The 19,010-nt window shown below is 67.8% G+C and carries 16 protein-coding genes and 1 tRNA gene; 11 read left to right on the top strand and 6 right to left on the bottom strand.

Annotation, left to right across the window (positions count from 1 at the left end; all coding sequences use genetic code 11):
- Window positions 1-22 precede the first annotated feature (22 nt).
- Window positions 23-1,450, bottom strand: coding sequence for a sulfatase-like hydrolase/transferase (locus EV649_RS06365; RefSeq protein WP_130381406.1), 1,428 nt, complete (start codon window positions 1,448-1,450; stop codon window positions 23-25).
- 134 nt (window positions 1,451-1,584) lie between these two features.
- Here EV649_RS06365 and EV649_RS06360 point away from each other — a divergent pair, with 134 nt between their 5' ends.
- The 10 genes from EV649_RS06360 to EV649_RS06315 are packed head-to-tail and all read left to right on the top strand — an operon-like array spanning window position 1,585 to window position 12,312.
- Complete coding sequence (locus tag EV649_RS06360) at window positions 1,585-3,105, top strand: ABC transporter substrate-binding protein (protein WP_157996188.1); 1,521 nt, start codon at window positions 1,585-1,587, stop codon at window positions 3,103-3,105.
- Between the two features lie 30 nt (window positions 3,106-3,135).
- Window positions 3,136-4,515: a sulfatase-like hydrolase/transferase gene (locus EV649_RS06355; protein WP_157996187.1), complete on the top strand. Its 1,380-nt coding sequence runs from the start codon at window positions 3,136-3,138 to the stop codon at window positions 4,513-4,515.
- Window positions 4,515-5,462 carry an ABC transporter permease gene (locus tag EV649_RS06350; RefSeq protein WP_130381400.1) on the top strand — a complete coding sequence of 316 codons (948 nt, stop codon included), beginning with the start codon at window positions 4,515-4,517 and terminating at the stop codon, window positions 5,460-5,462. Before EV649_RS06355 ends, EV649_RS06350 begins: the two co-directional genes overlap by 1 nt.
- Before the next feature lies 1 nt (window position 5,463).
- A complete protein-coding gene (locus tag EV649_RS06345) occupies window positions 5,464-6,390 on the top strand; it encodes an ABC transporter permease (protein WP_198682330.1) in 927 nt (308 codons plus the stop codon).
- Window positions 6,387-8,003 (top strand): ABC transporter ATP-binding protein, encoded by a 1,617-nt coding sequence (locus EV649_RS06340; RefSeq protein ID WP_130381398.1) that lies wholly within the window; start codon window positions 6,387-6,389, stop codon window positions 8,001-8,003. Before EV649_RS06345 ends, EV649_RS06340 begins: the two co-directional genes overlap by 4 nt.
- A gap of 25 nt (window positions 8,004-8,028) precedes the next feature.
- Window positions 8,029-8,673, top strand: a complete 645-nt coding sequence (locus EV649_RS06335; RefSeq protein WP_130381396.1) for a TetR/AcrR family transcriptional regulator — start codon at window positions 8,029-8,031, stop codon at window positions 8,671-8,673.
- Between the two features lie 26 nt (window positions 8,674-8,699).
- Window positions 8,700-10,259: an arylsulfatase gene (locus tag EV649_RS06330; RefSeq protein ID WP_198682329.1), complete on the top strand. Its 1,560-nt coding sequence runs from the start codon at window positions 8,700-8,702 to the stop codon at window positions 10,257-10,259.
- 3 nt (window positions 10,260-10,262) lie between these two features.
- On the top strand, window positions 10,263-11,612 hold the full coding sequence (locus EV649_RS06325) for a sulfatase (RefSeq protein WP_130381394.1): 1,350 nt from the start codon (window positions 10,263-10,265) through the stop codon (window positions 11,610-11,612).
- Window positions 11,609-11,977 carry a DUF202 domain-containing protein gene (locus tag EV649_RS06320; RefSeq protein WP_130381392.1) on the top strand — a complete coding sequence of 123 codons (369 nt, stop codon included), beginning with the start codon at window positions 11,609-11,611 and terminating at the stop codon, window positions 11,975-11,977. Before EV649_RS06325 ends, EV649_RS06320 begins: the two co-directional genes overlap by 4 nt.
- Window positions 11,974-12,312, top strand: a complete 339-nt coding sequence (locus EV649_RS06315) for a DUF202 domain-containing protein (protein ID WP_130381390.1) — start codon at window positions 11,974-11,976, stop codon at window positions 12,310-12,312. The genes EV649_RS06320 and EV649_RS06315 overlap by 4 nt, the downstream gene beginning before the upstream one ends.
- Before the next feature lie 383 nt (window positions 12,313-12,695).
- Here EV649_RS06315 and EV649_RS06310 read toward each other — a convergent pair.
- The 3 genes from EV649_RS06310 to tenA form a co-directional block, all read right to left on the bottom strand.
- Window positions 12,696-12,768: transfer RNA gene (locus EV649_RS06310), tRNA-Lys, on the bottom strand.
- Between the two features lie 60 nt (window positions 12,769-12,828).
- Complete coding sequence (locus EV649_RS06305) at window positions 12,829-14,376, bottom strand: NAD(P)/FAD-dependent oxidoreductase (protein WP_130381388.1); 1,548 nt, start codon at window positions 14,374-14,376, stop codon at window positions 12,829-12,831.
- Window positions 14,373-15,035 carry a thiaminase II gene (gene tenA, locus EV649_RS06300; protein ID WP_130381386.1) on the bottom strand — a complete coding sequence of 221 codons (663 nt, stop codon included), beginning with the start codon at window positions 15,033-15,035 and terminating at the stop codon, window positions 14,373-14,375. Before tenA ends, EV649_RS06305 begins: the two co-directional genes overlap by 4 nt.
- A 92-nt stretch (window positions 15,036-15,127) precedes the next feature.
- Between tenA and EV649_RS06295 the strand changes: the two genes are divergently transcribed.
- A complete protein-coding gene (locus tag EV649_RS06295) occupies window positions 15,128-16,849 on the top strand; it encodes an aminotransferase class V-fold PLP-dependent enzyme (RefSeq protein WP_130381384.1) in 1,722 nt (573 codons plus the stop codon).
- Here the strand turns inward: EV649_RS06295 and EV649_RS06290 are convergent.
- Both EV649_RS06290 and EV649_RS06285 read right to left on the bottom strand, forming a co-directional pair.
- The gene (locus tag EV649_RS06290) at window positions 16,846-18,057 is read right to left on the bottom strand and encodes an ankyrin repeat domain-containing protein (protein ID WP_241997785.1); all 1,212 of its coding nucleotides are present in this window, start codon (window positions 18,055-18,057) and stop codon (window positions 16,846-16,848) included. The two genes, EV649_RS06295 and EV649_RS06290, sit on opposite strands and share 4 nt — an antisense overlap.
- Window positions 18,054-19,007, bottom strand: a complete 954-nt coding sequence (locus EV649_RS06285) for an SMP-30/gluconolactonase/LRE family protein (RefSeq protein ID WP_130381382.1) — start codon at window positions 19,005-19,007, stop codon at window positions 18,054-18,056. Before EV649_RS06285 ends, EV649_RS06290 begins: the two co-directional genes overlap by 4 nt.
- Between the last annotated feature and the right edge of the window lie 3 nt (window positions 19,008-19,010).

Raw genomic sequence — 19,010 nt, 5'->3', positions numbered from 1 at the left:
GCGTTGGCTCCTGGCGGGGGGATCAGACAGGGGTGGTGGCAGTTCGGGTACGACGGAACTCGTCGGTGCGGACGACGGCCGCCGGAATGCGTGCGGCGGCCGCGGTGGCGATCGGCAGGAGCTCGGCGAGGACTGTTGCGTAGCGGGGATCATCGACGAGGTTGGTACGTTCCTGCGGATCGTTGAGGCTGTCGGCGAGGAAGAGGTCCGCCTCGTCGGGTGGGACAGGTTTGCCGGCCCGCCGGGTGTTGAGGTCGAGCCGGTAGCGATCGGTGCGGGCGCAGATCCGCTGCGGCCAGCCGAGGCCGTCCGCCCAGCCGCCGGCGTCCCGGTTGGGGAAGGCGCGGCTGGTGCTGTCGCCATAGCCGATCGCCGAGAGGACGACGTGTGGGGCGGGCTCACCGAACAGATCGCGCCCGGTGCACGTCGCTGGGCGGCTGAGGCCGGCCAGCGCAAGGAGCGTGGGTGCGAGATCCTCGCTCAGCACGAGATCGGACCGACGGGTTCCCTCCGGCAGGACGCCTGGCCGGGAGACGATGAACGGAACCCGGTGGCTCTCGGGCGTGAACGTGTGCTTCGCCAGGATCCCGTACTCGCCGAGCGACGCACCGTGATCCGTGGAGAAGACCACGATCGTCGACTCCCGGAGTCCGGATTCGTCGAGGGCGTTCAGGATCTGTCCGACCTGGCTGTCGAGCCACGAGACACAGCCGTAGTACCGGCTGAACGACCGGTTCAGATCCGCGGCTGAGAGCTCGGCGCCGCGCGTGAGCAGACCCCATTCACGTTCGAACCGGTTCCCTGATCCCTCCGGTGATCGAGGCGCCGCGAAGTCCAGCTCGTCGTACCGGCTCGCCCACGGCTCCGGGACGACCATCGGTTTGTGCGGCTGCACGTAGCTGGCACGCAGTACGAACGGTCCGTCGGCGGATCGCAGTACGTCGACGACGGACCGGGTGATCGCCTCGGAGCCGACCTCCGCGTCTGCGGGCAGAACCGCCGAGAAGACGTGACCGATTCCGGGCGAGCGCCGGACCTCGACGCCGTGCTCCGTGGCCGATTGCAGGATCTCCCGCGTGCCGGAGCCGGCGTGATCGTCGTGCTGCCATGGAGATCGGCCTCCTGGCAGGTGCTCCTTGCCGTAGTTGGAGGTCGTCCACCCGGCGGCCGCGAAGGTCTCCGGGAACATCTCCGGCGGTGTGAAGTCCTCAGGCAGATAGCCCTCGTTGTTGAGCACGCCCGAGGCCAGTGGGCTCTGTCCGCTCAGCATCGCGTGACGGGCCGGTACACAGACAGGTGACGACGCGTAGGCGCGTTCGAAGAGCACACCGCGGTCGGCGAGAGAGTCGATGTGGGGCGTCGCGATCTCGGGGTGGGGATTGCCGTAGCAACTGAGGGCGTCGGCCCGCAGCTCGTCGGCCATGATCCACAGGACGTTCGGTGTCGACATCACCAGATCCTTCGCTGGGCGGGATCGAACTCTTGCGAAACTTACTAAGTGCTCGCTAGGTTTTCAATCCTCGGGGTCACTCTCATCGTTCGAGGAGTTGAACCAGGATGCGCGAAGTGCAACGACGATCCAGGGTGCGGTCAGCGGTGGTCGCCGGCGCGGTGGCGCTCGCACTGTCCGTGACCGGCTGCCAGTCCGCGGTGAAGCAGCAGGAAGCATCCTCCGCCGGCGCCAAGCCGACCGACGTCGGCGTTCTGACCATCGCCCAGGCCTCCGACATCCAGCCCAACAACGTGCTGGCCGGACGGCTGGGCAACGCCAGTTGGGCAGCGAACGTGTTCGAGACGCTGACCCGGTACGACGATCAGCGGAAACCGCAACCGCTGCTCGCCAAGGAATGGAAGGTTGCCGACGACAAGCTCTCGATCAGTGTCACGCTGCGCGAGGGCGTGACGTTCCAGAGCGGTCGTCCGATGACAGCCGACGACGTGAAGTTCTCTCTGGACCACCTGGTGAAGTCCAGCTCGCAGGTCGCCTTCATCGCCAAGAAGTTCAGCAGCGTCGACGTCACCGGTCCGACGACGCTGACGATCAGGTTCAGCAAGCCGATCCCGAACATCTTCGATCTCTTCGAGTACGCCTTCATCGTCGACAAGGACAGCGTCAAGGGCCTCGCCGACGGCTCGAAGGTGATCGGCACCGGGCCGTTCCTGTTCAAGAGTTGGTCGCCGGGATCCGAGGCGCAGCTTGTCCGCAACGACAAGTACTGGGGACCGAAGCCGCACCTGGACAGCATCACGATCGCCGTGATCAACGACAGCACCGCGATGCTGAACGCGGTGCGCAGCAACCGGTCCCAGATCGCGATCGGGATGAACCCGGTCGACATCCAGTCGATGGCGTCCAACAGTGCGTTCTCCGTCGTGAACACCAGCGGCAGTGTCTATCCGCTCGGCCTGAACCTCACCCAGCCGCCGTTCGACAAGTTGGAGGCCCGGCAGGCGGTCAACTACGCCATCGACCGGGCCCGGATCGCCAAGCAGATCTTCGGTGCCGCTGGTGTCGTCACCGACCTGCTCTGGGATCCGACGTCGCCGGGATACCCGAAGGATCTCGAGCAGCGCTACACCTACGACCCGGCGAAGGCCAAGCAGATGCTCACCGCGGCCGGGGCGGAGGGAACGGCCGTGCCGATCACCGTGATCGGCCTGCCGCAGAACACCAGCGTCGCGGAGATCGTGCGCCGCAACCTCGAGGAGGTCGGGCTGAAGCCCGTGATCAAGGTCCAGGAGACGCAAGGGTTCGACCAGATCCAGATCGCCGGCAAGCTCGGCACCGCCTTCATGCCGCTGCACGGTCTCAACGGTCTCGGCGCCTCCACCCTGATGGACTCGCTTCCCTCACTGCGCAGGGGAAACTCGTCCAAGTTCTGGACCGACGAGTACCAGGCCCTGCGCAACAATCTGCTTGCGGCCGACACCGACGCCGCCTACGCCACGGCCTTGCACAAGCTGTCCGAGTACATCCTCGATCAGGCGTTCACGGTGGCGGTCGTTCAGGCGCTGGGCCAGAACGTGGTGGCCAAGTCCGCGCACGAACTGACGTGGACCAGCCGCTCCTACCTCGATGCGAAGTCGGCCTACGTCGACCACTGACCCGTGGTTCCGTCTGCTCAGGAGGAGTCCGTGAACCGTCGTACCCCCAACATCTTGCTGGTCATCGCCGACCAGCACCGCTTCGACTGGCTCGAGGGCACCGGCGACCTGCCGGTGCGAACACCCAACATCCGCAGACTGCAGGACGCCGGTGTGACATTCCGGCGGGCGACCACACCGTCGCCGTTGTGCGCGCCGGCGCGCGCCTGCCTCGCGACGGGTCGTGACTACGACTCGACGCCGGTACCGAACAACTTCCACGACCTGCCGGTCGACTCGGACACGTACTACCGGCGGCTCCGCGACCATGCCGGGTACTTCGTCGCAGGAGTCGGCAAGTTCGATCTGCACAAGGCGACGTTCGACTGGAACCTCGACGGCTCCCGCCTGCTCGGAGAATGGGGGATGACGGCCGGCATCGACAACGAAGGCAAGTTCGACTCGCTCTGGTCCGGCCGCGAGGAGCCGCACGGGCCGTACATGAAGCACCTGTACGACGAGGGGCTCGCCGAGGCCCATCTGGCGGACTTCTCGCGTCGGGCGAAGTCGCCGTACGGCGACACCTCCCTGAGCCCGCTGCCCGAGGAGTCGTACCTGGACAACTGGATCGCCGCGAACGCGCACGCGCTGCTCGACCGCAGACCAGCAGACGCACCGTGGCACCTGGTGGTGAACTTCGCGGGTCCGCACGACCCGATGGACGTCACCGAGCGGATGCGCGCCGACTGGGCGGAGGTGGACTTCCCGCCGCCGCACGGGTCGACAGAGTTCGACGGCGACCACAACGAGGTACGGCGGCGGTACGCCGCGATGATCGAGAACATCGACCGGCATCTCGGGTCCTTCCTCGATCGGCTCGAACGGGAGGGCGAGCTCGGGAACACCGTGGTGATCTACACCAGCGACCACGGCGAGATGCTCGGCGACCACGGCATCTGGGGCAAACAGATCGCCCTCGATCCGAGCATCCGGATCCCCCTGGTGATCTCCGGCTCGCTCGTCGAGCGACCGGGCGCGGTGTCGGAGGCTCTGGTGTCGCTAGAGGATCTGGCGGCGACCGCGCTGGAGATCGCGGAGCTGGAGACGCCGGCGGACATGACCGCCCGCTCGGTGCTGGGCGTCCTGCGGGGCGACAGCGACAGCCATCGGGAGTACGTCGTGTCAGGGCTCGACCGTTCCGAACGCGAGATCGAGATGGCGGCCCGGCACTACGGCGCGAACCAGTGGGTGCGTCTGCGCGGCTGGCGAACGGTCACCACCAGCGAGGAGAAGCTGATCGTGAGCCCTGACCTCGACCATCCGCATCTCGTCGATCTCGCCGCGGATCCGCACGAGGAACACGACCTCGCCGCGGAGCGTCCGGAGTCGGTACGCAGGCTGCTGGCTGTCACTGCCGGGGAGCGTGTCTGATGCTCAGGTTCCTGGTCAAGAAGCTGCCGTCGATCCTGCTGGTGCTCTTCGCGACGTCGATCATCGCGTTCCTGCTGCCGCGGTTCGCTCCGGGCGACCCCGCCCAGACCATCGCGGGGCCGGACGCGACGGCCGAGCAGACCGAGGCGATCCGGCAGTCTCTCGGGCTCGACCGGCCGTTGTTCGTCCAGTACCTCACCTGGCTCGGAGGCGTCCTGCGCGGTCACCTCGGAACGTCGTACATCTTCAACCGCTCGGTGAGCGACCTGATCCTGTCGCGGATGGAGAGCACGATCGAGCTGGCCGTCCTCGCCTCCGTCTTCATGATCCTGATCGGCATCGGCCTGGGTGTCCTCGGTGGCTCGACGCGGTCGCGGCCGGGACGGATGGCGGTGGACACGGCCAATACGCTGTTGCTGGCCACCCCCGCGTTCCTGGTCGGGTTGCTGCTCATCGTTCTGCTGGGCGTCACCTGGCGGCTGCTGCCGGTCAGTGGTGAGGTGCCGCTGTCGGAGAACCCCGAGATCGGTATCCAGTACCTGCTGCTGCCGGCGCTCGCGCTCGGCCTCGCCCACGCGCCGTCGATATCGCGCTTGCTGCAGACGACGATGCGCAGCACGAGGGGCGAGGAGTTCGTCGATCTGGCGCGTGCGAAGGGCGCCTCGCCGCGCCGGATCACCTTCCGGCACGTCCTGCGCACCAGTCTCGGCGCGGCGGTCGTTGCCATCGGCATCAGAGTGGGTGAGCTGTTCGGCGGCGCGATCATCATCGAGGCCATCTTCGCCCGCAACGGGCTCGGGCAGCTCGCGGTCCAGAGCGTCAACGCCCGCGACTACCAGCTGGTCCAGATCCTCGTCATGGGCGCCGTACTCGTCGCGGTGCTGTCCCAACTGGTCACCGAGCTGATCCTCGCCGCCCTCGATCCCCGAGTCAGATTGGACGCCTGAGATGAGGAACAACGACGTCACGACGATGGGCGCGGCGCCACCCACGGACACGCCACCCACGGACACGTCAGCCCGGCCGGCGCCGCGGACGCGGACGCCTGGTGGCAACGCGACGGTGCGGAGGTACCTGGCGGCCTTCCGGACTCCTCGTGGTGTGATCGGGCTGACGATCCTGGCCGTCCTGCTCCTGACCGCGGTCCTCGCGCCGGTGATCTTCCCGCACGGGTACGACCAGCAGACGGCGGACTCGCTGCGTGGCAGCAGCGGACGGCACCTGCTCGGCACCGACGAACTCGGCCGCGACCTGCTGGTGCGGACCGTCTACGGGCTGCGCACCGACTTCTCGATCATCGTCGTCGCCGTACCGCTGAGCATGATCGCCGGCACCGCACTGGGGCTGGTCGGCGCACTCTCGCGCGTCGCCGGGGCCGTCGTCCAGCGAGTCCTCGACATCATCCTCGGGTTCCCGGGCGTGGTGCTCGGCGTCTGCGTCGTGCTGATCATGGGCCCGGGCTGGTCGGCGCTCGTCGTCGCCATTGCGATCGGCGGCCTGCCGTACTTCGGGCGCCAGGCCCGGGCCGCGTTGCTCGAGCAGATGGGACGCGAGTACGTCGTGGCTGCGCGCACCCTCGGAGTGGGCAAGGGTGCCGTCCTGTGGCGCCACATCCTGCCGAACGCGGTCGATCCGATCCTGGTCGGCGGGGCGATCTTCGTCGTCGTCGCCGTGTTCATCGAGGCCGGCCTGAGCATCATCGGTCTCGGGATCCAGCCGCCGACACCGTCGCTGGGCTCGTTGCTGAACGTAGGAATCCGCTTCATCGAGCAGTCGCCGATGTACATCCTCGGGCCGACGGCCGTCCTGATCCTGCTGTCCATGTCGTTCAGCCTGCTGGCCGACGCCCTCAACGAAACGGTGATCCGCAAATGAGCACCGAACCCCTGCTGCGCGTGCACGACCTGGAGGTCACCTTCGATCTCCAGGACGAACAGCTGAAGGCCGTCGACGGCGTATCGTTCGACGTCCGGCCGGGCCGGATCCTCGGCATCGTCGGTGAGTCCGGCTCCGGCAAGTCCGTCACCTCACGCGCGATTATGCAGATGATCCGGCATCCCGGGAAGGTGACCGGCGGCGAGGTGCGGCTGAACGGCCGCGACCTGCTGCGGCTGAACGAGAAGGAGATGCTCGCGGTCCGGGGCAAGGAGGTCGCGATGATCTTCCAGGACCCACAGGCGGCGCTCAACCCGGTGATGCGGATCAAGGACCAGGTCGTGGAGGCCCTGCACATCCACGGCGTGGACAGTGCCACGGCGCAGGCACGGGCGCTCGAGCTGCTGGAACAGGTCGGGATCCCGAACGTGCCGGAAGCGGCACGCAAGTTCCCGCACCAGTTCTCCGGCGGCATGCGCCAGCGCGTCGTGATCGCGATCGCCCTGGCGAACAACCCGTCGCTGCTGATCGCCGACGAGCCGACGACCGCCCTCGACGTGACGATCCAGGCCCAGATCCTGGACTTGCTGCGGCGCCTGCGGGACGAGCTGGGCGTGGCGATCCTGTTCATCACCCACGACATGGGCGTGGTGGCGGAGCTGTGCGACGACGTCGTGGTGATGCACCTCGGCCGGATCGTGGAACGCGGGCCGGTCCGCAAGGTGCTCACCGCGCCCGAGGATCCCTACACGATCGGCCTGATGGACGCCATTCCGAAGATGGACTCGCCGCTGCGGGACGACGCGCCCGAGCAGGAGCACACGGTCCTGGAAGTCCGTGAGCTGAAGACCGACGTCAATACGGCGCGACCCGGCTGGTTCCGCAAACCGAAGCCGTTCTATGCCGTCAACGGAGTGTCGCTCGAGGTGCGGGCCGGCGAGACCCTGGCGCTGGTCGGGGAGTCGGGTTGCGGGAAGTCGACGCTGTCGCGGACGGTCGTCGGGATCAACGAACCGGCCGGCGGCGAGATCCTGGTGAACGGTACGGCGGTGTCGGCGCGGAGCGACGAACAACGCCGGGCGCTCGCGCGAACGATCCAGTACGTCTTCCAAGACCCGTACTCGTCGCTGAACCCGCGCCGGACTGCGGGACAGTCGCTCGAGGAGGCGCTCCGGATCGCCGGCGTCCCACGCGCCGACGTCCGGGACCGCAGCGTCGAGTTGCTGGAGCGAGTCAGTCTCGGTCCGCAGTACCTCGATCGGTACCCGTGGGCGTTCTCCGGCGGTCAGCGGCAGCGCATCGGCATCGCCCGCGCGCTGGCCTCCGACCCGCGGCTGCTGATCCTCGACGAACCGGTGTCGGCCCTCGACGTCTCGATCCAGGCCCAGATCCTCACCCTGCTCACCGACCTGCAGAAGACCTTCGATCTCGCCTACCTCTTCATCTCCCACGACCTGGCCGTCGTCCGGGAGATCAGTCACCGGGTGGCCGTCATGAACCACGGTGAGATCGTGGAGCAGGGCACGACCGAGGATGTCTTCGAGAATCCGCAGCATCCGTACACCCGCACGCTGCTCACCGCCACACCTGATCTCGACAAGGCGATCGCGTGAGCGCTGTTCCCGGTAGGAGGGGCATATGACCAAGGACACGGCTCTGGACGGCGAGAGCACCAAACAGCGCGGACGTGCCGGGCGGTCGACCCAGGCCCGGGGGATCGCGCGCCGGCGCGCGATCCTCGACACGGCCATGTCGCTGTTCTCCGTCGGCGGGTTCAACACTGTCAGTCTGGCGGACATCGCGAACGAGGTCGGGATCACTCAGGCCGGGATCCTGCACTACTTCCCGACGAAGGCCGCACTCCTGCTCGCCGTTCTGCAGGAGCGCGAAGCGCGCAACGTGGTGTCCCGCAAGGAACGTCAGGAGCACGGCGAGTCCCCGCTCGCTGCGTACGTCGAGACACTCGCCGAGAACGACCGGAACCCGGAGCTCGTGCAGCTCTTCGTGATTCTCGCCGCCGAGAGTACCGCGGAAGGCCACGCGGGCCACGAGTGGTTCGTGCAGCGCAACATCGACCTGATGAAGACCATGATCGGTCTCGTTCAGGAGACCGTCGACGAATCGAAGCTGCCGGACGGTATCGACGCCGAGGTGGTGGCCCGCTGGATGCTCGGCCTCGCGCACGGGCTCGGCGCCCAGTGGGTCTTCGACACCAGCGCTTTCGCGCGTGCCGAGCACGTGCGGCTCTTCCTCAGGCTCCTCGAGCCCTACATGCGTCCCTGACGACTCACACGATCGAAGGACTCCCTGTGCCACAACCCAATGTCATCGTCATCGTCGCCGACGATCTCGGCTACTCCGACATCGGACCGTTCGGCGGCGAGATCGACACCACCTCGCTGCAGCGACTGTCCGACCGCGGGGTCCGGATGAGCTCGTACTACGTGACGCCGCGCTGCAGCCCGTCCCGCGCCGCCCTGCTCACCGGACGTCATCCGCACTCGGTCGGCATCGGCGTGCTCACCACCGACAACCGCCCCAACGGATACGCCGGCTCGCTGCGCACGGACGTGCCGACCCTCGCGGAGATGCTGCGCGGGCGCGGATACGCGACCGGCCTGTTCGGCAAGTGGCACCTCGCGAGCGAGTTCAGCACTCCGAGCGACACCTGGCCGACCCGGCGTGGATTCGACGAGTTCCGGGGCATCCTGCCCGGCGCGTCGAGCTTCTTCCAACCGCCGCTGGTCGAAGGCGAGGAGCGGGTGCCCGATCAGGTCGGTGACGACTTCTACTTCACCGACGACATCTCCGAGCACGGTGCCGACTTCGTCCGCCGGCACGCCGCGCAGGAGGAACCCTTCTTCCTGTTCCTGGCCTACACCGCTCCGCACTGGCCGCTGCATGCTCGTGAAGCGGACATCGTCAAGTATCGGGAGCGGTTCGCGGCGGGTTGGGGACCGGTGCGCAAGGAGCGGTTGCGGCGCTTGCAGGAGGAGGGCCTGGTGCCTGGTGTCGATCGGCTGCCGGACGCACAGACGGCTGCCGAGTGGCCCGATCAGGACACCGCGTGGCAGGTGGAGCGAATGGCGGTCTACGCGGCTCAGGTGGAGGCGCTCGACCGCGGCGTCGGGCGGGTCCTGGACGCGCTGGACGCATCGGGTGCCGCGGAGGACACGATGATCGTCTTCCTCTCCGACAACGGCGGTTGTGCGGAGGAGCTGCCCCCGGAGATCCCGTTCCTCTCCGAGGTAGTCTGCCCACGGACGACGCCGTCGGGCGAAGAGGTTGTACTCGGCAACGATGCGTCGGTGCTGCCGGGCCCGGCATCGACGTACCAGAGCTACGGCCCCGATTGGGCCACGGTGTCGAACACCCCGTTCCGGCTCTGGAAGCGGTGGGTTCACGAGGGCGGTATCTCGACGCCCTTCATCGCCTCCTGGCCCGGAGGCGGGGTTCCGCGCGGTGGCCGGATCAGCCACAGCCTCGGTCATGTCACGGACATCGTGCCGACCGTGATGGATGCGCTCGGTGCACCCAATCCCGGGGAGGGCGAGAGTCTCCTCGAAGCCTGGCGAAACCCCGAGACGAGTGGCGCCGAGCGCACGGTCTGGTGGGAGCACATCGGCAACGCGGCGATCCGCCGTGGCCGCTGGAAGCTGGTGCGCGCGTGGGGCGGCCCGTGGGAGCTCTACGACATCGAAGCCGATCGGATCGAGTCCACCGATCTCTCGGCCGAGCAGCCGGAGCTCGTCGAGGAGCTCACGGCGGCGTACACCGAGTGGGCGGAGTCGCATGCCGTGATTCCGTGGCAGGACGTGCTCGACGACTACGCAGCCCGGGGCATCCCTGTCGCGCGGGCGGTCGGCTGACCCATGAACTCAGCGAACATTCTGCTGATCACGGCCGACGACCTGGAAGGGACGACGCCCGGCGCGTTCGGCGGCCCGGCCGGCGTGACGCCTGCGCTGGACCGGCTGGCCGCCGAAGGAACGGTGTTCCATCGGGCTCACGTCGCGGTCGCGGTCTGCCAGCCGAGCCGGTCGGCGATCATGACCGGTCAGTGGCCGCATCGCAACGGAGCTGAAGGCTTCCAGCCGATCCGGGACGACGTACCACTGCTCACCAATCTGCTGGCCAGGGCCGGATACGCGGTCGGCATCCTCGGGAAGGTCAACCACCTGCAGCCCGTGGACCGTTTCGGCTGGGACACGATCGTCGACATGCGCGACCTGGGTCTGGGACGCGACCCGGCCCGGTACGCCGAGGAAGCGGCCGCCTTTTTCGTGCGCGCCGCGGACCGTCCGTGGTTCCTGATGGTCAACGCGCACGATCCGCACCGGCCGTTCCATGGCTCAGCGGACGTGGAGCGCAGGTTCGGGGCGGCAAGTGCCGGTATCCCGGAGCCTTCGCGCGTCTTCGACGCGGACGATGCCGAGCCGCCCGGGTACCTTCCGGATCTGCCGACGGTCCGCGACGAGTACGCGCAGTACCTGAGCTCGGCGCGACGGTGCGACGACGTGGTCGCGGCAGTCCTGGACCGGTTGGACGCGGCTGGACTCGCGGAGTCGACCTTGGTGGTCTTCCTGTCGGACAACGGAATGGCGTTCCCGTTCTCGAAGGCGAACTGCTATCTGCAGTCGACGCAGACGCCGCTCATCGTTCGCTGGCCAGGCGAGGTGGCCGCGGGCGGGCAGGAGACCGGCAGCTTCGTCTCCATGCTCGACCTGTTCCCGACGTTCTGCGAAGTGGCCGGAGTGCAGGTGGGTGAGACCGACGGGGAGAGCCTGGTGCCGCTGCTGCGCGGTGAAGCCGTCCCTGCTCGCGAGTACGCCGTGACGGTGTTCCACGAGACCGCGATGAAGCGCCGCTACGAGATGCGCTGTGTCCAGGACGATCGCTTCGGCTACATCTGGAACGGCTGGGCGGACGGCAGCACGACGTACCAGGCGGAGAACATGTCGGGTCTGTCGTGGCCCGCGATGCAGGAAGCCGCGGCAACCGACCGTGCGGTGTCTGCGCGGGTCGAGTTCTACCAGCACCGTGCCGTCGAAGAGCTCTACGACCTGATCGCCGACCCGAACAGCCTGACGAATCTCGCCGGTGAGCCGCAGCACGGGATGCGGCTGGACGCGATGCGCGCCGTACTGCGGGACTGGATGATCCGCACCGCAGACCCACAGCTGGAGCGGTACGGGGCGTTGGTCGAGGGACCGCGGCGATGACGACCGTACGAGACCGCTTCCCCCGGACGGTCTTCGGCGCGGGCAGTGAACCTGACCCACGTTTCACTCTCGCCAACGAGCGCACCTTCCTCGCCTGGACCCGCACCGCCCTCGCACTCATCGCCGGTGGGGTCGCGCTGGAGAGCCTGGGTCTGCAGTTGCACCCGGGGTTCCGGTTGGCGGCATCGCTCGTCCTGGTCGCCACCGGAACGCTCACGCCGTTGATTGCCTGGGCCGAGTGGATGAAGACCGAACGCGCGCTCCGCCTCGCGCGTCCTCTGCCCGGAGCACATCTCGGGCTCCTCCTGGCGGTTGCTGTGACCGTTGTCGGTGCACTGGTGGTCTGCGCAGTCTGGCTGCGATGACAGACCGCGAACTCTTCGACGTCGGCCTTCAGCCGGAGCGAACCGAACTCGCCTGGCGCCGGACCGCCTTGTCTCTCGCCTCGGCATCGTTGGTATCCGTCCGGGTCCTCCCAGAGCTACTCGGGAGCCCGCTGTGGGCATTGTTCGGACTCGTCGGCGCTGGGTTCTCGGTCTACCTGTGGTCCGCGGCACGGCGCCGATATGTGCACTTCAACCGCTGCGCACGCGCCACTTCGCCGATCGGCTTCCCCGGTGGGAGGCAACTCCTCGCTGTGACCGTGTTCACGACCGCCTGCGGCCTCGTTTCCGTTGCCGTACTCGCCCGTGCTGCCTGACGGCGCCAGCGGTCGGTGGCTCAGACATCCGTGGTCCATGGACGGTGATCGTCGGCATCTGTCATGGCTTTGGGGTCGCACCACTTCCAGAATTGTGTCTGGAGGATGCCGTCCTGGTTGAGATCTCTCCCCAGGTTCCGATGGGCAGTGGTGTCCTCGGCATGTGTCTCCTCCAGCCGTGAGCGTTGCCTGTTCAACGCGTGGCCGGTGCAGAGAGTCGGCAAGTCGGGACATGTCTCGCACGCCTGTGACGTGACGCACAGTCACGACGAGATGAAGTCAGCACATCGGTCGGTGAGAGAGACGTGCGAGTGAAAGCGTCGAATAAAAGGTGACCTGCGGGCATGAAGAAACCCAGGCCACCATCGTGACCTGGGCTTTTGTGCGCCGCCAGGGACTCGAACCCCGAACCCGCTGATTAAGAGTCAGCTGCTCTGCCAATTGAGCTAGCGGCGCTTGGTGTTGCTTTCGAACGAAGAGGATCGTAGCAGGGGGATCGGGGAGATGCGAAATCGGTTAGCGGGTGAGGATGGTCATGGCGGCGTTGTGGCCGCCGAGGCCGGAGACGGCGCCGCCGCGGCGGGCGCCGGAGCCGCAGATCAGGAGGTTGGCGACGTCGGTTTCGGTGCCCCAGCGTCCGGCGTCGGAGGGGTCGGTGGCCCAGGGCCATTGGAGGTCGCCGTGGAAGATGTGGCCGCCGGGCATGCCGACGGATTCCTCGATGTCGTACGGCGTCTTGGCCTCGATGCACAGGTTGCCGTCTGCGTCCCGGGCGATGCAGTCCTCGAGCGGCTCGGCGAGGTACGACTCCAGTCCGGCCAGCACGCGCCGCGCGGATTCGGCCCGGGCCGAGTCGTTGTCGGAGGCAAATAAACGGGCGGGGAAGTGCACGCCGAAGACGGTCAGGGTGTGGTGGCCGGAGGCAACCAGATCGGGGGAGAGGATCGACGGGTCGGTCAGCGAGTGGCAGTAGACCTCGGACGGCGGTACGGCGGGCAGCTCGCCGCTCGAGGCGGATCGGTACGCCGTCTCGAGCTGGCTGTAGTCCTCGTCGATGTGGAACGTGCCGGCGAACGCCCTTGTCGGGTCGTCACCGGACTTCAAGGGCGGCAGGTGACGCAGCAGCAGGTTGATCTTCAGCTGCGACCCTTCCGGCTTCTCGACACCCGTCTGACCACGCAGCGCAGCCAGTGTCGACGGCGCGACGTTCGACAGTACCCAGGAGCAGTCGACGGATCGTTCACCGTCGCCGCCGAGCCACGTGACCGATCCACGGGTCCCGTCTGCTTCGACCGCGGTGACTGCTGCGTCGGTGACGAGTGCGGCACCAGCACGCCGCGCAGCAGCAGCCAGTGCGTCAGTGACCGCGCCCATGCCGCCGACGGGCACCCGCCACTCACCGGTGCCGTTGCCGATCAGGTGGTACAGGAAACACCTGTTCTGGATCAGTGACTCGTCGTGCAGCCCGGCGAACGTCCCGATGACGCCGTCCGTCGCGACGACCCCACGAACCGTGTCGTCGGCGAACCGTCGCTCGATGGCCTCGCCGAGTGGCCGCTCGATCAGCTCGTCCCACAGCGCGCCGTCGACACGGGAGCGGTGGTCAGCCGCCGACTGCAGTGGCTCCAGCAGAGTAGGAGCAACTGCAGCGGCCAGTGAGCTGACAGAGCCGTAGAAGTCCGTCCAGGCCTCGTACTCCGCGTCGCTCCCGGTGAGGGCGCGGAACGAGTCCCTGGTGCCGGCGCCTTCCGGCCGCTCGACCATTAGTCCGACGTCGCGTCCAGAGCGGCGTACCGGGGTGTACGACGCGACCGCGCGGGACCGGAGCTCCAGGTTGAGGCCCAGGTCTGCGGCGATCTTGTCGGGCAGCAAACTGACCAGGTACGAGTAGCGCGACAGCCGCGCGTCTACACCCGGGAACACCCGCTCGCTGACCGCTGCGCCGCCGGTGTGCGACTGCTGCTCCAGGATCAGCGTGGAGAGACCGGACTGAGCCAGGTACGCGGCAGCGACGAGACCGTTGTGCCCACCGCCGACTATGACGACGTCGTAGAAGTCCTTCATCCCACCGGCCAATCCAGCTTGTGGTACGCGGCGTCCCAGAACATCCATTCGTAGCGGCACGTCATAGCGAAGTGCTGGTGACAACGTTCCCGCTCCGCGGCTCCCACGTCCAGCTTGTCCGTGACGGCGAGCACTGACTCGACTACAGCGTCGAACTCCTCGGAGCCGTACGTCTCGATCCACTTGCGGTACGCCGGGTCCGGTGACGACCGCTTGAGCAGCTCCCGCCCCACGTCCCGGTAGATCCAGTAGCAGGGCAGTACGGCGGCCACGGCCTCGGCGTACGTGCCTGTGGCGCACACAGCCGTCAGGTAGGACATGTACGCCGTGGTAGTCGGACCGGAGCCGGCCCTGTCCACGTCTTCCGCAGTCAGCCCCAGCGACGCCAGCAACGACGTGTGCAACTCCCGCTCGACCGCGATCGCGTTGGCGGCGTGCAGCGCGAACATGCTGACCGCGTCCTCGTCGAGTGCGCGGCCGGCGATCAGGCTGAGCGCCCGCGAGTACGCGCGGAGGTAGTGGCTGTCCTGGACGATGAAGTACCGGAACGCGTCGTGGTCGAGGGTGCCGTCGGTGAGCCCGGTGATGAACGGGTGCTGGACGATCTCGTCGTACACGGAGGCCGCCCCGCGTTCCCACAGCTCGCTGGAAAACGTCATCCCCACTCCTCGCCGTCGACTGGCACCGACCCTATCCAGAGGGCAGGCTGTCAGGACGAGACGCAGATCACTTCCTGGCCATACTCTGAGACATGAACAGCCAGGGGGAAACAGCGGCGATGCCGCCGGAGTCGCCGTTGCTGCGGCGGATCCGGGCATCGGTGATCGGTGACGACCAGGTGATGCCGGGGCCGTACGGTCCGCGCCGCGTCACGTACGCCGACTACACCGCGTCCGGGCGGGCCCTGACCTTCCTGGAGGACTTCATCCGCGAAGAGGTTCTCCCGCGGTACGCGAACACTCACACCGAGTCGAGCGGGACCGGTCTGCAGACGACCCGGCTGCGTGAGGACGCCCGGCGCATCATCCACAACAGCGTCGGCGGGGACGACGAGACCGCGGTGATCTTCTGCGGCTCCGGCGCGACCGGGGCGATCGACAAGCTGATCGGGATCATGGGCCTGCGGATCCCGGCCGAGCTCGACGACACGTATCACCTGACCGACCAGATCCCGTTGGAGCAGCGACCGGTCGTGTTCATCGGCCCGTACGAGCACCACTCGAACGAGCTGCCCTGGCGCGAGTCGATCGCCGACGTGGTGGTGATCTCCCAGGACACGGACGGTCATATCGACATCGACCAGCTCGAGGCGAGACTGCGCGAGTACGTCGACCGTCCGCTCAAGATCGGCTCGTTCTCGGCGGCGAGCAACGTCACCGGCATCGTCAGCAACACGCAGCGCGTCTCCGCGCTCCTGCATCGGTACGGCGCGCTGTCGTTCTGGGACTGTGCCGCGGCCGCGCCGTACGTCGAGATCGAGATGTACGGCGGACGCGACCAGGACCCGTTGTCGTACAAGGACGCGATCTTCCTCAGCCCGCACAAGTTGATCGGCGGCCCGGGGACGCCCGGCGTACTCGTTGCGCGCCGCGAGCTGCTCCGCAACCGGGTACCCGACGTACCGGGTGGGGGAACCGTTGCGTATGTGAACCCGCTCGAGCATCGGTACCTGGACGACCCGGTGCACCGCGAGGAGGGCGGGACGCCGGCGATCATCGGGTCGATCCGTGCCGGGCTGGCGTTCCAGCTGAAGCAGGCGGTCGGAATCGACGTGATCCGCGCACACGAGGACGCGTACCTGCGGCGCGCGGTCGAGGCGTGGAAGGCGGAGCCGAATCTGCAGATCCTCGGCAATCTGGACGCCGAGCGGCTGTCGATCGTGTCGTTCGTAGTCAAGGCACCGTCGGGACGGTACCTGCATCACAACTTCGTGGTCGCGCTGCTGAACGACCTGTTCGGCATCCAGTCCCGCGGCGGCTGCTCGTGTGCGGGCCCGTACGGTCACCTTCTGCTCGGGATCGACCTCGACCGGTCGCACGAGTTCGAGGAGGAGATCCTGCACGGCTGCGAGGGGATCAAGCCCGGCTGGGTGCGGGTCAACTTCAACTACTTCATCTCGGACGCCGTCTTCACGTACGTCGTCGAGGCCGTCCAGCTTGTCGCCCGCGAGGGCTGGCGGCTGCTCGGCGACTACCGTTTCGACCCGGCCAACGGCCTGTGGCGGCACCGCCGCGGTCCGGTGGAGCCGCCGTTGCGGCTCTCCCAGGTCGGGTACGACGCCGACGGCAAGCTCAGGTATCCGCGCCACGACCACACGGCTCCCGAGTCCGCCCTCGACGACTACCTCGCCGAGGCCCGCGACCTCCTGTCCACCTGTCAGCAGGACAGCACCGACCCCGAGGGTCACGTCAACACCGATTTCGACCACCTCCGCTGGTTCGAACTCCCGTCCCGCTGCCTCACCCGCGACTAGCGCGCCCCGGCGGCGCGGAGGGTTTTTGCGATTTCGTCGTAGCCGTGGGACTCGGCGTGCCTCAGCGGGCTGACGCCCTCGGCGTCGGGCAGGTTGGGGTTGGCGCCGGCGTCGATGAGGATCTTGACGATGTCCTGCCACTGCTCTGTGCCCTTGCCGAGGATGATCGCCTCGAGCAGAGCCGTCCAACCGAGGTTGTTGACGTGGTTGATGTTGATCTTCATCTTGATGACTCGCCGGACATAGTCGACGTGGCCGCGCTCGCTGGCCGGGATAACCGAGATGCCGCCGAAGCGGTTCCGCAGCGTCAGGTCCGGGTTCGCGGGCAGCAGCGTCTCCAGCATCGCCACGCTCCCGGTGACGCCGGTGACCAGCCAGGCGGAGTCCTGCCGGTCGTCCTGTGCGTCGGGATCGGCACCGAGTGCGACGAGCAGCCTGGCGACCTCGACCCGGTCGTTGAGTGCGGCGAGCAACAACGCCGTACGGCGTTGGTCGTCGCGGGACTCGATCGGTGCACCGGCAGCGAGCGCCGCCGCGGCCTTGTTTGCGTCACCGGTGGACGCAGCATCCAGCAGCGCGTCGGCCTTTGCCTGGGTGTCGAGTGCAGCGCTGACCCCTGTCTGGCCGCGGTCCTTCGCGGCCTGCACCGGCGTGGCGCCGTCGTTGACGGCTGGCTTCGTGCGGTCGGCCCCGCCCGCGATCAGGAGCCGCACGGTGTCGACGTACGCCGGCGTGCCCTTCCCCAGGATGACTGCCTCGTGCAGGGCGGTCCAGCCGAGGTTGTTGACGTGATTGACCTCCACGCCGGCCTTGATCAGTCGGCCGACCACGGCGGCGTGACCGCGCTCGGCCGCCCGGATCAGCGCCGTACCGTGGTAGCTGTCGAGGCTGCGGACGTCGGCACCGTGCGCGAGGGTCAGGTCGAGGAGCTCAAGGTAGCCCTCGCTCGCGGCGATCAGGAACGCGCTCTGGACGGTGTCGTCGACTGCGTTGACGTTCGCGCCCGCGGTGATCAGGCGCTTGGCCTCGGCCACGTCGTTCTTCCAGGCGGCGGCGATCAGCTGACGGTCGACGGCGGACGGCACAGCGGCACTCCTAGAGGGCGAACTAGTAGGTGATGCAGCGGGCGCGCTGCTGGTCTCCGTGGAACATGCGGTGGTCACCGCCATCAGCAGGACGGCGACCACGGTGATCGGACGGCGCTTCATCGGCGCGGATTCAGGGTGATGACCTGGTACGGCGGGATCGCGGTCGCCTCGTCGAACTTGCTGTCGACCACCAACAGGCGTCCCTGGGCGAGCTTCGCGGTCGTCAGCACCCGGTCCGGGTCGGTCGGCGTCGCGGACACCAGCCGTGCGGTCCGGCCGTCGGCCGACAACTGCAGCGTGCTCAGCACCTTCGAGAAGTTGCGCACGACCCAGAGGCTGTCGCCCTGCTGGACGAGGCCGTCGGCGTTCACGAGGTCCGCGCCGGCGGTGTCGATCGCGCTGGCCTTCGCCGTCCGCAGGTCGAACCGCCACAGCTTGCCGACGTTGCCCTGGGCCACGACCAGTGCCTGGCGGTCCGGTGACAGCACGATCCCGCCGAGGTTGAAGCCGGTCGCCGTCTCGATGGTCCCGGTCGCGTCGGCCCAGGTCGTGACGGTCCACCGGCCGTGCTGCTCGGCGACCCGGAAGATCTGCGGAGCGTTCGAGTTCGTGAAGTACGCCGCGCCGTCCGGCCCGATCACGAGGTCGTTCAGGAATGCGTTCGGTACGCCGGTCCGCAGCGCGGCCAGCAGTTGCCCGTCCCGGTCGTACACCCAGAGGTCCGGCGCGCCCGGGTGGTCGATCCCGTTCGGCCCGCCGGCGACGTACACCCGGCCCTGGGAGTCGACGTTCACGCCGCGGGCGGTCCAGCGGCCGTCGGTGCCGTCGCCCTTCAGCCACTCGACAGCGTCGCCGGAGCGGAGCTGACCGCGGTGGATCTCGCCGCCGGTGGTCTCGGACACGTAATAGTTCTTGGTACGCGCGTCGTACCCGATGCCCTCGAACTTCGAGCCGCCGGCGTCACCGGGCAGCTCGTAAGTCGTCGGCCGGGCGGCGAAGGCCGTCGAGGTCCCGGCGCCGAGCAGCGTGGCGGACAGCGCGAGGGTGGCGGACAGCGAACGGACAGACATCTG

The organism is Kribbella sp. VKM Ac-2569 (genome assembly GCF_004216905.1).
Lineage (GTDB): Bacteria > Actinomycetota > Actinomycetes > Propionibacteriales > Kribbellaceae > Kribbella.
This window is presented reverse-complemented; position numbering and strand designations above follow the sequence as displayed.